Genomic DNA, 11,380 nt, shown 5'->3' with positions numbered 1-11,380 from the left:
TCGAAATCAAACGGGATCAGTTCGGTGCTCATGGATCACTCCTCCGAGACGAGGGCCAGCCGGAACGTGGGCTTGCCGGGCTTGACGGTGCGGGCGGCCTCGAACCCGGCGCGCAGTGCCGGCGGCCAGTTGGAGAAGCGCGATTCCGAGACGGAGTACTCGACGTCCAGGTAGTCCTCGACCTTCTCGCCGGCGGCGGCGATGCGCCGGGCGATGGCGGCCAGTTGCGCCTGGTCCCAGGACACGCGCTTCGGGACATCGACCGTCACGCGCAGCGGTCCGTCGTTCAGGTGCACGACGCCGAAGTCCTTGCCGGCCTCAATGCGCGCGGCCTTGGCCCGTTCGCCATAGGCGGCATCGAGCGCCGCGTCGAACTTGGCGCGCGCCTTCTTGAGCCAGTCGAGGGCTTCGTCGAGGTTGCGGCTGATCTCCGCCTTCTGGGCGGGCGGCAGCGCGGCCAGCTGGCCGACGGACATCGCGGCGATGTCGGCGGGGTAGAGGGTGAGGTCGCTCATGGCCGCCCCCTCACTGGTATGCCCGAGCGAAGGTCGAGTAGCGCGAGACGCGCCGCTCGAAGGCCTCGACGTCGCTGATCAGGTAGGTGACGCGTGCGCCCAGCTTGCAAAAGACCGGGCCCAGCTGCTCCTGCCGCCAGCGGCGCAGGGTGTGGACGGACAGTCGCCAGCGGGCGGCGAGTTCGAACTCGTTGAGCGCGACCGGCGTCGTGCCTTCGGGTGGTGCCGGATAGAAGTTCCGGGTGGATCGAACAGATGCAGGGTGTTTCTGCATGGCGGGGCTCCTTCTGTTTGGGAGCCCTCATTGAATTGCCCGGCGCTTTGGGCTTGGGCGAGTGCTTTTTAGGCGATCACGGGGCGCGGCCCGACCGGTGGCGAGCCAGGCATGCGTCTTAAGTCTTTGATTTGTATGGTTAGAACAATGTCTTTTCGGTTATTGCGATTTCGTTTGTTTCGTTTACAATGACCCCTATCGCATCCGATCCGACCAGGAGAGCCCCATGACGACCCCCACCATCCCCAATGCGCTGCCCTCGGCCGAGGACGTCGCGCTGGCTCGGGAATCCGGGCGCGTGCTCTCGACGGTGCTGCAAACGCGCGCCGAGACCCAGCAGATCGACTTCCACGACGACAAGGGCGCCGTGCGCTCAGTGACGCTGCCGACGACGGCGCTGCGGTTGCTGCTGGACGTGCTGACCGAGATCGGCCAGGGCAATGCCGTCACCGTCATCCCCATCCACGCCGAACTGACCACGCAGGAAGCGGCCGACCTGCTCAACGTCTCGCGGCCCTTCCTCGTGCAGTTGCTGGAAAAAGGCGAGATCCCGTTCCACAAGATCGGCACGCATCGTCGGGTGCGCTACCAGGACGTGATCGCCTACAAGCACCGGATCGATGCCGAGCGCCGCAAGGCCCTCGACGAACTGGCCGCGCAGGCCCAGGAACTCGGCATGGGGTACTGAGCGGATGAGCTCGCACTTCACCGTCGTCTACGACGCCTGCGTGCTCTATCCCGCGCCCCTGCGCGACCTGCTGATGCATCTGGCGCTGTCGGACCTGTACCGGGCGCGCTGGAGCGACATGATTCACGACGAGTGGATGCGCCACGTGCTGGCCAGCCGTCCCGATCTCTCGGTCGAACAGCTCGAGCGCACGCGGCGGCTGATGAACGCCCACGTCCGCGACTGCCTGGTCACCGGCTTCGAGTACCTGATTGCCTCGATCGAGTTGCCCGACCCCAGCGACCGCCATGTGGTGGCGGCCGCCATCCACGCCGGCGCCAGCCTCATCGTGACCTTCAACCTCAAGGACTTCCCGCCCGAGGCGCTCAAGCCCTACAACCTCGCGGCGCAGCATCCGGACGACTTCATCGTCGATCTGCTGGATCTGCACCCGGCCGGCGTGCTCGAAGCAGTCGCCCGCCACCGCCGCAGTCTGAAGAACCCGCCCAAGTCGGCGGACGACTACCTGGACACCCTGCTGGCGCAGGGGCTGACGCAATCGGTGGCGGTGATGCGCCCATGGGTCATGGCCATGTGAGGCACCGCGCTGTATCGGAGGGAGCATGGGCAAGAAGACCCTGACCAACGCACACTGTCTGCTGGAGCTGGTCGAGCGCGTGCCGGCCTCAGTCCTCAAGCTGTTCGCCGGCCTGCCCGAGTGCCTGGGACTGCAGCGCGGGTTTGATTGGACGCAGCCCGACGAGGGGCTGAGCGCTGCCCTCATCGAGCACATCAAGCACCTGCGCAAGGAGCAGCGCGATCCGGCCGAGCGCGAAGCTTTGCGGGTGCTGCGCCTGAGCACCGTGCGCGGGGCCGCCATCCTCGCCACCGTCGCCGAGCAGCTCTACGACGAGGACCTGCTCGCACGGTTTCGTGCGCAAGAAGGCGGCGAGGTCGGTCGCGCGGTGTGGATGCGCACGCACAGCGAGGCCTCGATCAAGCTCTTCGACACTGCCGAGTCCATCGTCAACACCCAGGACCTGAAGGGGCTCAAACGCCTGCACGACGCGTTCGACGTGCCTGGCGAGGCGCCGCCCTTCCTGTGGAACGATGAGGTCAAGGACCGGCTGGAAGCGCAACTCACCGAGGCGATGCGGCTGGCCGAGCCCTGCGAGGTCATCCACGTGGCCATGGAGGAGCCGAACCGGCAAGGCCAGACCCAGGCGACACACTACCTCGTGGTGCGTTTCGCCGGCGATCAGGTGGCCGCGGTGGAGATGCGCAACCGCCAGCGCAAGAGCTTCTTCTACTTCCCGGCGCGCGACGCCACCCTCATCTACGCGCCTCATCGTGGGCTCGTCGAAGTCTTTGCCCCGACGCTGGGCACCCGTGCGCCGCTGGCCAACGTGCTGTCCCGGCACGGCTTCAAGGCCCCCTTGTCGAACCGTCCGCTGGACCGCTCGCGCTACGACCTGTCGCGCTTTGCGCGGCCACTGAAGGACACCAAGCCGCGCATCGACGGGGGCCGCATCGAGCGGCTGTATCTGACCGAAGCCAAGGCTTTGCTTGGGCATGCCACGGACGCCGTCACGCTGCACATCGACAGCGGCGCAGAACTGCACGAGGTGATCGACGAGCGCTGGGGCAACCACCCCTTCGCGCAGCCTGGTGCCTTGCTCGGTGTGACCCTGGTGGCCGAACTGGTGTTCGAGGGGGAGACGGCGGCCACCCCGCTGGCCATCGTGCTGGCCGAGCCCGGTCGCTGCAGCCTGGCTGGCGAGAAAGACCAACGCCTGCGCCGCGCCGGGATGCAACTGCTCGAGGCCCTGGGGGTGCGCAAACCGCTGCACCCGGGCTGCGGGCGGGACGATCCGAGCCTGATCGCGCAGGTGGCCCGGCTTCTGGAGAGCGCCAGCAGCCCGATGGACGGCTTCGCACTGCATAAGCTCGGCATCGACATCGAGCGGCTGCAGGACGAAGGCATCCTCATCGAAGGCGAGCGCATCGCCGAGCTGTCGGTCCCCGTCGACGAAGGCGAGCCGATGAAGGTGGTGCTCGAACGCTGCGCCGATGCCGACACCGTGCGCTACCGCGATCCTCTGACGGGCAACGACGTGGTCATGCCGGCCCGTCTCGCCCGGCGCTGGAAGGTGCAGCTGGACTGGTTGCGCGAGGAATTGATCACGGCGCTGGGATCGGCCTTGAAAGGACCCCGCAGTCGGCACTTCGACGACGAGCCGGTGTTCCTTGGCGAGATCGACATCGACGGCCATGCCGTGGCGCTGTACTTCGCCTCCAGGATGTCCCACGAGCGCGCGTACGCGAAAGTCGACGCTGCGCTGAGGCTTCGTCCGCGCCCGGTGGCGGGCGTGGTGTTGACGACGACCTCGACGCCGCTGCCATTCGCCGGCACCAATGTCGTCATTCCCATCGAGGATGTGCTCGCCGATGCGGGCAACGGCAGCGCCATCGACCTGGACCGGCTGAAGGTGGCCTATCGCCACGGGCAACTGGCGGCCATGGGCGGGTCGACGGTGACGCTCAAGGTCGCCCCCGATGGTCACGCGGCGACGCTGTACCTTCCGGGCAAGGCGCCGTGGCGGGTCACGGGCAAAGCAAGGATCGCCGTCTTGCAGCGGCTGGTGGAGGCCTGGGCCGCAGGAACGCCCCACGTCAACACGAAGGCGCTGATGGCCGGCACGGGCTGCACGTCTCCGGCCAACCTCTTCACCGGCAAGCACTCGCCCTGGCGCGACTATCTCGAAAGGGTCCCAGGCACGCGGGCGTGGCAGCTGAAGCTGACCCCACTCGATCGAGTGATCGTCGATGACAGCGACACGCGCAGCGCTGCGATCGAAGCAGTCACCGAAGACGTCTGACCGCCGTTGAGGCGTCAGCGCGCCGCGCCGATTGATCGGCGTTGCGATCCGCTTCGGAAATCTGCGCACATCATCCCTGGCGGTTTCGATTCCCTGGAGCCGTCATGAGAAACCTCGAACTTGCATCTCCGGCAGAGATGAGCGCCAGCGCCCGTGCTGGCGAAATCACCACCATCCTTGCGGCCGCCATCGTCCGTACCCTCGGGTCTTCCGGGCTGGAACAGAGCGCGGTTCGCCTTGGCTTCTTGCCCGACCAGCGCGTTCATACAACCCCCTCTCAACAGGAGAAGTTGTGATGAACGAGAAACAAGCTTCCGTCGCGGCGCGGATCGCCGAGCTGAGTCACCTGCCGATGGCCGAACTCTGGGTGCTCTGGGATCGGTACTTCGAGCGGCGCCCGGAGTTTCCGAACCGCACCCATGTCGAATCCCGTATCGCCTACAAGCTGCAGGAAGAAGCCTTCGGCGGACTCGCACCCGAAACGCGCCAGCGCCTTGAGGCCATCGGCGCGAAGCACTCCAAGATCAAACTGCGCGCGCGCCCGCGCAAGTTCGACTTCGCACCGGGCACCGTGCTGCTACGCGAATGGGGCGAGCGCGAGCACCGGGTGACGGTTGACGCCGATGGTCACTTCGAATACGAAGGCCGCCGCTTCAAGAGCCTGACCGCCGTGGCGCGGCACATCACCGGCCAGCATTGGAGCGGCCCGCTGTTCTTCGGCCTGAAGGGAGGCGCCTGATGACGGAAATCGCCTCCACCAAGGCGCGCAAGCGCTGTGCGGTCTACTGCCGGGTGTCGTCGGACGAGCGGCTCGACCAGGAGTTCAACTCCATCGATGCGCAAAAGGAAGCCGGGCACGCCTTCATCGCCAGCCAGCGCGCCGAGGGATGGATTCCGGTGGCCGACGACTACGACGACCCCGGCTACTCCGGCGGCAACACCGAGCGCCCGGCCTTGAAGCGCCTGATGGCCGATATCCAGCGCGGGCTGATCGACATCGTGGTGGTCTACAAGATCGACCGCCTGACGAGGAGCCTGGCCGACTTCTCCAAGATGGTCGAGGTGTTCGAGCGCCACGGCGTGTCCTTCGTCTCGGTCACGCAGCAGTTCAACACCACGACCTCGATGGGGCGGCTGATGCTGAACGTGCTGTTGTCGTTCGCCCAGTTCGAGCGCGAGGTCACGGGCGAGCGCATCCGCGACAAGATCGCCGCGGCCAAGAAGAAGGGGCTGTGGATGGGCGGCGTGCCCACCATCGGCTACGACGTGGTCAACCGCCAGTTGGTGGTCAACCCCGCCGAGGCGGCGGTGGTGCGCCGCATCTTCGAGGAGATGTTGACCATTGGCTCACCCACGCAGATCGCAGCGCGCCTGACCGCCGAGGGCATCACGACCAAGGCGTGGACGACGCAGGACGGGCGGGTGCGGACCGGCACGCGCATCGACAAGAAGTACATCCACAAGGTGCTGCGCAACCGCATATACCTTGGGGAGTTGTCGAACCGGGGCCAGTGGTACCCCGGAGTGCACGAGCCGATCATCGAACGCCAGCTGTGGGATCAGGTTCACGCGGTGCTGGCCCGCGACAGCCACGCGCGGTCGGTGGACACCAAGATCCGCTCGCGCAACGACGCGCTGCTGCGGGGGCTGCTGTACGCGCCGACGGGCGAACGCATGTACCCCACGTACTCGCGCAAGAACGGCCGCAAGTACCAGTACTACGTCTCCAAGTCCGAGAGCCGCTTCGGCGCGCCGGGCAAGAGCTACGAGCGCCTGCCCGCCCGCGAGATCGAGGCGGCGGTCGTGGCCCAGATCCGCACTGTGCTGACCAGCCCCGAATCCATCGCCGCCGTCGTGCGTCACATCCAACGCCAGGGCGCACCGATCGACGAGGCCACGGTCGTGATGGCGATGGGGCGCCTCAACGACGTGTGGGATCAGCTCTTCCCGGTTGAGCAGCACCGCATCGCCAACCTGATGATCGAGCGCATCGATCTCGTCCACACCGCCGAGAGGCAGGGCATCCGGGTGAAGTGGCGAGAACTGGGCTGGGACGCCCTGATCGGCGAGTTCGCGCCCAGGAGCATCGGCGCCGAGCTGCTGGAGGTCGAGGCATGAAGGACGGGACGCTCGAGACCTTCGTGCCGCTGACCCTGCGGCGGCGCGGCGTGCGCCGGCTGGTTCAGCACCAGGCCGAGGACCGGGACGCGCACGACAGCACGCTCATCGAAGGGATGGCACGGGCCTTCCACTGGCAACGGCTGCTAGACAGCGGCGCGATGCCCAGCGGCTCGGCCATCGCGCGTGCCGAAGGGCTGCACCACTCGGTGGTCAACGAGCTGCTGCGCCTGACGCTGCTCGCGCCCGACATCGTCGAGATGCTGATGGCCGGGCGGCAGCCACGCCGGATGAGCCTGATCTGGTTCCAGCGCCACCCGCTGCCGGTGGACTGGGCGGCCCAGCGCGAGATCGTGCGGCGCTTCGAGGAGAAAGCGTGAGCACGAAGCACCGGGGACGCATCGAGGGAGCGCCGGTCACCCAGAAACTGCCGACGCCGGCGGGCGGCGTGAAACTGGAAACCTTCGTGCCCTGGCGGCTGGTGCAGCGCGGCATCCGCCGCGCGGTGATCGCGCCACCCGGCGCACCGAAAGGTGTGGAGGTTCACTCGACGTGGGCCGGCCCGGCGCGCACCGAGGCCAAGGACACGGCGTTGATGCGCGCGCTCGGGCTGGCGCACCACTGGCAACGGCTGCTCCATGAGGGGCGGGTGGCGTCGGCGGCCGAGATCGCCCAGGCCGAAGGGCTGGATGTATCCAAAGTGCATCGCCTGATGCGGCTGACGCTGCTCGCGCCCGAGGTGGTCGAGCGGCTGATCGGATCGCCCGACCTCGCCGTCGAGAAGGTGCTGGGCCGCCCCTGGCCTTACGGCTGGCGCGAGCAGGTGCGGTTGCTTGACTGACGTCACGCCGCCCGCCGCCGCAGCCGCCTGCGGGCGGCTTTTTTGCGCTTCGTCGCGCCCGGGTCGCCGCCGCAAGGCAGTTTCTGACTACAACCGGGGGTCTCTAAGTCCTTGTCAGACAAGGAGGTGGCCTCTGGTTCCCACCACGGGCCGCAGAGAAAAACCGAGAACAGAGAGGCGCTGTCGGGGCGGGAACGGCGCTCGGACGGCGTGCGCGTCCGCAAGGCGCCGCCCGGAAACCGCGCCAATACTGGCGTTGCGGGCATGAAAAAAGGCCAACCGAGATCGGTTGGCCTTGGGGTATTGGTGGCGGACGGTTGACCGTGTGCTGACTGGCCTCCCGAGCTTATGAGCACTGGTGCGGGTTGCTGCAGCCTGCCCGGCATTCACTCTGCAAACGCCTGCAAGCGCGCGGGGTCGAGCAGCGCCTCGGCCAGCAGAGCGTGAATCTCGTAGTGCGGTTCGGCTGCCGACAGGCTTCGGCGGTAGTCCATGATGCGATGCTGGAGCGCTTGCACGTCGCCGCGGTATCGGCGCTGCGCTTCGCGCTGCAGTCGCCGGTACTCGGCTTTGAATTCTCGGGTCCAGCGTTGACCAAGATTGAGCAGGATGTCCAGGTTCTGAACCTTGACGGCATCGGCAGGCGTTGCGCTCTCGACGCGAACGCTCGGCGTGGCTTCGTCGTAGCGCAGCCGGATTGCCCCGTTGGCATGGCGCAGGTAGGGGTGGAACCAATCGGAGAACGCGCCGCCAGTGTGGACGGCCTTCTGGCCCTTCTGCGGCGCCACGTTGCATTCGCCGCAGATCGGCAACAGGTTGTCCGCGCACACGGCCAGCAGCGGGAACGCCGTCTTGGCCAGCCAGTGGTCCACGGCGGGCTGCACCAGCGGCCCGCCGCAGAGCACGCAGACCTCGCGCGCATCGGGGTGGGGGTCGGGGCGATGCGCGGCGCGAAACTCGCGCACGAATTGGTCGTAGCTCACGCGTAGCGTGACATCAGTTGTGGGGGCGCCGTTGGCAGCGTAAGGCAGGCCGCCGCGCAAGCCGTCCTCGTAGAACGCCACCATCAGTGTCTTGAAGGCTTTCCAGTGCTCGTCCTGGCTGCGCCATTGATTCGGCGGAGCGACCGGCAGAGCGGCGGGTGGTGTCGGGCCGAAATGCTGCGCCAGAGCACTAACCGCCTGAATCCACTGCTGGAGCCCAGTCTTCTCAGCCGGTGACAGGTCGGCGATGCGCTTCGCCTTGTCAAACAACGGCTTGGTTCCGGTCTTGCCGGCCAGCAAGTGCCACAGCCAATCGCCTTCGATGGCGCTGCCCATGCTTGACCGAAGGTTCGCTTGGGTGATGGAAACGCCGGAGACTTGGGGGGCACACAGCCACAGTGCGAAGCGCCGCATCAGCTGCTGGCAGGCGGCCAGAGCCGGTGAGCACGTCACGCGGTGGATGGGCTTAAGCATCACTGTCCTCCGCGTTGCCGCTCGCTTCGCGGGTCTTGAGGATCAGCGCGCGCAGTTCGTCCTTCAGCGTGTCTGACTGCAGGGTGGGGATCACCTGCTCGATGGCGCGCAGGTCGGGAGCTTGCTGCCAGCGGTTGAGCAGGGTTTGCAGCTCGGTGCGATAGAAGCCGGTACCCAGGCGGCGGATAAGTGCTTGTAGTTGCCGCACGTCATCCGGCGTCGGGTCCGTTTTCTGAGCAGCAGCGCGCAAGAAGACCTCGATGCGCTTTTGGGCTCGCGCCCCGATGCTGTCTTCGGCGCCAAATACCGTCATCATCAGCGCGCTGGGGTCGGTGGCGAAGGTTTGGTCCGGCACGCCCTCGGCGGTGGATTGGCCGTTCGCCTTGCGGATGAGAACCACTTCCTCATCGAACACGTCGGAGAGCACGATGGCCGAGTGGGTGGCGATTAGCACCTGGCTGGCATCCGCTCCCATGGCTGCATCCACCACCTGCACGATCTCGCGCTTCCAAGCGTCGTTGAAATGGGTTTCGGGCTCGTCCAGCAACAGCAGCGCGTCGTCCTGCCCCGCGAGCAGGTGGAACAGCGTCCAGCGCGCCAGCACCAGCCTCTCACCGTCGGAAAACTCGCTCAGGCGCAGCACGCCCGGGTCGCTGAGGTCGCTCAGGCTCTCCTCTTCGGGCTTGTCGTTGCGGCGGATAAAGAGCTCGATGTCTTCCAGCACCCCGTGCCGCCACCAGCCCAGCAGGGTGCCAAAGCGCTCGGACGCCGTGTCGCCCTCCTCGCCCAGCAGGGCACGCAAGGCCTGGCCCTGGGTGGTCCGCCCTTCGAAGCGCTGAGCGTCGAGCGGCTCGGCGCTCGCAGGCAGCGCCCCGTCGAGATCGAAGTACAGGCTGCGCAGCGCCTTGCCGGGATGGGGCTCGGCCAGGCACTCGCCGCACAGCCGGATGGCGTCGTGCACGCGCTCGATCAAGGCGCGCGGCACGGCCAGGGCGCGGTCCAGATTCACCCGCAGGCGCACGCCCACCAGGCGGTGCCAGCCGGCCTTGCGGAACAAGTCCGCCAACGCGTCATCGGCCGGGCCTTGGCGGCGCGCTTCGGCCTCCTGCAAGGCCACCGCAAGCAGCGCGGCGGTCAGCATCACCGGTTCCAGCAGCAGCGGGCGGCGGAACAGGTCGGCGGGCGCGGTGTCCGCTTCGGCCGGAGCCCCGGTGCGGGTGGCCTCGTCACCGAACGTGCCGCCTTCGATCACGACGCTGGCCTCGTCCTCCTCCGTCCAGCCGGGTGGGCGCTCCTGGCTGATGTCGTGATCGGGCGACTGCGTCACCACATCTAGCGCCTCGGCATTCACGGGCGGCTGCCAGGCCGCGCGCCACGGGTCCATCCAGCCCGAGGTGTAGGCCAGCAGCGCGCGCGGCAGCGCATCGGGCACGCTTTGCGGGTAGTCGCCGCGGGCGATGCGGCGCTTGAACACGGCCAGCGTGCCCGCCGGCGCGTGCTCGACGGTGCGCAAGTAAGTGATCGCCTGGGCGAAGGCCTCGCGGTCCGTCGTGTCGGGGAAGGCCCAGCCCTCCGCCTGCCACAGCGTGGTTGCGTGGGCTTCGCCGGGGCAGTCGAAGATCAGCGTGCGGTGCCCCGGCTCGCCCGGGCGGCCCAGTTCGTAGATCAGGCTCAGCGGGCTGAGCGGCAGGCGCTCGTCGGCCAGGGCGAGAAAGCTCTCAGCCAGCGCCCGCAGCAGGTGGCTCTTCCCACTGCCGTTCTGCCCGATGACGAAGTGGATGGCCAGCCGGGCCGGGGCGCCCCGCGGTTCGAACGCGGCCCAGGGTGCGCGCGGGCTGAAGGCCACCGCCAGATCGGCCAGCGGCGGGTAGTGCGACAGGTGCAGGTAGCGCAGCCGCATTCAACGCGCCTCCGGCGCCCGGCGGCGCTCGAGCTCGCGCCCCAGCCGCTCGGCATCGGCCAGCGCCGTGTCTTCTTCGGGGCGGCTGCCGTCCTCGGCCTCGCGCAGCGGGCGGAAGGCGGTCAGGTACTCGGTGCGGCCGGTGTTGGGGTTGGGGCGCGGCAGACTCATCTTGCGGATCAGGCCCATCGCGGCCAGTTGCTCCAGGGCACGCCGCACCGCCTCGCGCCCGGCGGCAAAGCCCTCCAGGCGCCAGGCGGTTTGCGGGCTGGTGCAAAACTCTTCAAACGCCAACGGGTCGTCGGCCAGCACCGCACCCCGCCACTCGAAGCGCAGCGTGTTCCATACTTCGTGCTGGAAGCTGGAAAGCTGCTCGATCACCGCCTGCCGTCGCGGGCGGGCCAGGTCGGTGCGGCGCTCGGTGGGGGCGTGTTCGGTGATGCGCACCGTGACCTGGGGCGCCGGTGCCCCGAGCCGCGCGTCGCGCTCACGGGCGGCCTCGGCCAAAGCCTGCGCGTGCTGCTCGCGCCAAGCGGCGGTGAGGCGGCCGGAGAGGGCTTCGGTGATCAGGGCGGATTGCAGGCGTTTTGCTTGGTCGATTCTCCCGAGAGTGGGCTGAAAGTCGGCTATTTGCAGCACCTCGACGATGCGCTGCTGTTCGGGTAGGGGCGGGAGGGGCAGCTTGAACTTGACCAGTGTCGGCCCGTCGATAGCCGCCTGGCTGACCCA

Annotated in this window: 13 protein-coding genes; 8 read left to right on the top strand and 5 right to left on the bottom strand. The window is 67.8% G+C overall.

From position 1 onward, the window contains the following. Positions 1-35: 35 nt before the first annotated feature. Both F615_RS0116465 and F615_RS0116460 read right to left on the bottom strand, forming a co-directional pair. Entirely contained in the window at positions 36-515 is a 480-nt protein-coding gene (locus F615_RS0116465) for a hypothetical protein (RefSeq protein WP_019562255.1), read from the bottom strand. Positions 516-525: 10 nt separating this feature from the next. Further along, the gene (locus tag F615_RS0116460) at positions 526-789 is read right to left on the bottom strand and encodes a MerR family transcriptional regulator (RefSeq protein ID WP_004869858.1); all 264 of its coding nucleotides are present in this window, start codon (positions 787-789) and stop codon (positions 526-528) included. A 226-nt stretch (positions 790-1,015) separates the two neighbouring features. On the opposite strand from F615_RS0116460, the gene F615_RS0116455 reads away from it, so the two are divergent. From F615_RS0116455 to F615_RS0116420, 8 genes are all read left to right on the top strand, one after another. Then, on the top strand, positions 1,016-1,477 hold the full coding sequence (locus tag F615_RS0116455) for a helix-turn-helix domain-containing protein (protein WP_004869856.1): 462 nt from the start codon (positions 1,016-1,018) through the stop codon (positions 1,475-1,477). A gap of 4 nt (positions 1,478-1,481) precedes the next feature. Beyond that, entirely contained in the window at positions 1,482-2,054 is a 573-nt protein-coding gene (locus F615_RS0116450) for a PIN domain-containing protein (protein WP_019562254.1), read from the top strand. A gap of 25 nt (positions 2,055-2,079) precedes the next feature. Then, the gene (locus F615_RS0116445; protein ID WP_019562253.1) at positions 2,080-4,335 is read left to right on the top strand and encodes a hypothetical protein; all 2,256 of its coding nucleotides are present in this window, start codon (positions 2,080-2,082) and stop codon (positions 4,333-4,335) included. Between the two features lie 104 nt (positions 4,336-4,439). Then, on the top strand, positions 4,440-4,631 hold the full coding sequence (locus F615_RS0116440; protein ID WP_024890398.1) for a hypothetical protein: 192 nt from the start codon (positions 4,440-4,442) through the stop codon (positions 4,629-4,631). Further along, positions 4,631-5,074, top strand: a complete 444-nt coding sequence (locus F615_RS0116435; protein WP_019562251.1) for a DUF2924 domain-containing protein — start codon at positions 4,631-4,633, stop codon at positions 5,072-5,074. Before F615_RS0116440 ends, F615_RS0116435 begins: the two co-directional genes overlap by 1 nt. Then, entirely contained in the window at positions 5,074-6,453 is a 1,380-nt protein-coding gene (locus F615_RS0116430; RefSeq protein ID WP_019562250.1) for a recombinase family protein, read from the top strand. Before F615_RS0116435 ends, F615_RS0116430 begins: the two co-directional genes overlap by 1 nt. Further along, on the top strand, positions 6,450-6,833 hold the full coding sequence (locus F615_RS0116425; protein ID WP_004869841.1) for a ParB/RepB/Spo0J family partition protein: 384 nt from the start codon (positions 6,450-6,452) through the stop codon (positions 6,831-6,833). Before F615_RS0116430 ends, F615_RS0116425 begins: the two co-directional genes overlap by 4 nt. After that, on the top strand, positions 6,830-7,294 hold the full coding sequence (locus F615_RS0116420) for a hypothetical protein (protein ID WP_019562249.1): 465 nt from the start codon (positions 6,830-6,832) through the stop codon (positions 7,292-7,294). The genes F615_RS0116425 and F615_RS0116420 overlap by 4 nt, the downstream gene beginning before the upstream one ends. A 386-nt stretch (positions 7,295-7,680) precedes the next feature. On the opposite strand, the gene F615_RS0116415 is transcribed toward F615_RS0116420, so the two are convergent. The 3 genes from F615_RS0116415 to F615_RS0116405 form a co-directional block, all read right to left on the bottom strand. After that, positions 7,681-8,751, bottom strand: a complete 1,071-nt coding sequence (locus tag F615_RS0116415) for a hypothetical protein (protein WP_026330397.1) — start codon at positions 8,749-8,751, stop codon at positions 7,681-7,683. Then, positions 8,744-10,651, bottom strand: coding sequence for an AAA family ATPase (locus tag F615_RS18915; protein WP_019562247.1), 1,908 nt, complete (start codon positions 10,649-10,651; stop codon positions 8,744-8,746). Before F615_RS18915 ends, F615_RS0116415 begins: the two co-directional genes overlap by 8 nt. Further along, positions 10,652-11,380 (bottom strand): restriction endonuclease subunit S domain-containing protein (locus tag F615_RS0116405; RefSeq protein WP_026330396.1); only part of this gene is annotated, 729 nt, incomplete at its 5' end.

This window comes from Caldimonas manganoxidans ATCC BAA-369 (genome assembly GCF_000381125.1).
Classification (GTDB): Bacteria; Pseudomonadota; Gammaproteobacteria; order Burkholderiales; family Burkholderiaceae_C; genus Caldimonas; species Caldimonas manganoxidans.
This window is presented reverse-complemented; position numbering and strand designations above follow the sequence as displayed.

What these genes read in the sequence shown, in the direction of transcription:
- F615_RS0116455 (WP_004869856.1), top strand. Translation starts at nt 1,016, where the DNA reads ATGACGACCCCCACCATCCCCAATGCGCTGCCCTCGGCCGAGGACGTC.
- F615_RS0116415 (WP_026330397.1), bottom strand. Translation starts at nt 8,751, where the DNA reads ATGCTTAAGCCCATCCACCGCGTGACGTGCTCACCGGCTCTGGCCGCC.
- F615_RS0116440 (WP_024890398.1), top strand. Translation starts at nt 4,440, where the DNA reads ATGAGAAACCTCGAACTTGCATCTCCGGCAGAGATGAGCGCCAGCGCC.
- F615_RS0116435 (WP_019562251.1), top strand. Translation starts at nt 4,631, where the DNA reads ATGAACGAGAAACAAGCTTCCGTCGCGGCGCGGATCGCCGAGCTGAGT.
- F615_RS0116430 (WP_019562250.1), top strand. Translation starts at nt 5,074, where the DNA reads ATGACGGAAATCGCCTCCACCAAGGCGCGCAAGCGCTGTGCGGTCTAC.
- F615_RS0116450 (WP_019562254.1), top strand. Translation starts at nt 1,482, where the DNA reads ATGAGCTCGCACTTCACCGTCGTCTACGACGCCTGCGTGCTCTATCCC.
- F615_RS0116425 (WP_004869841.1), top strand. Translation starts at nt 6,450, where the DNA reads ATGAAGGACGGGACGCTCGAGACCTTCGTGCCGCTGACCCTGCGGCGG.
- F615_RS18915 (WP_019562247.1), bottom strand. Translation starts at nt 10,651, where the DNA reads ATGCGGCTGCGCTACCTGCACCTGTCGCACTACCCGCCGCTGGCCGAT.
- F615_RS0116465 (WP_019562255.1), bottom strand. Translation starts at nt 515, where the DNA reads ATGAGCGACCTCACCCTCTACCCCGCCGACATCGCCGCGATGTCCGTC.
- F615_RS0116445 (WP_019562253.1), top strand. Translation starts at nt 2,080, where the DNA reads ATGGGCAAGAAGACCCTGACCAACGCACACTGTCTGCTGGAGCTGGTC.
- F615_RS0116460 (WP_004869858.1), bottom strand. Translation starts at nt 789, where the DNA reads ATGCAGAAACACCCTGCATCTGTTCGATCCACCCGGAACTTCTATCCG.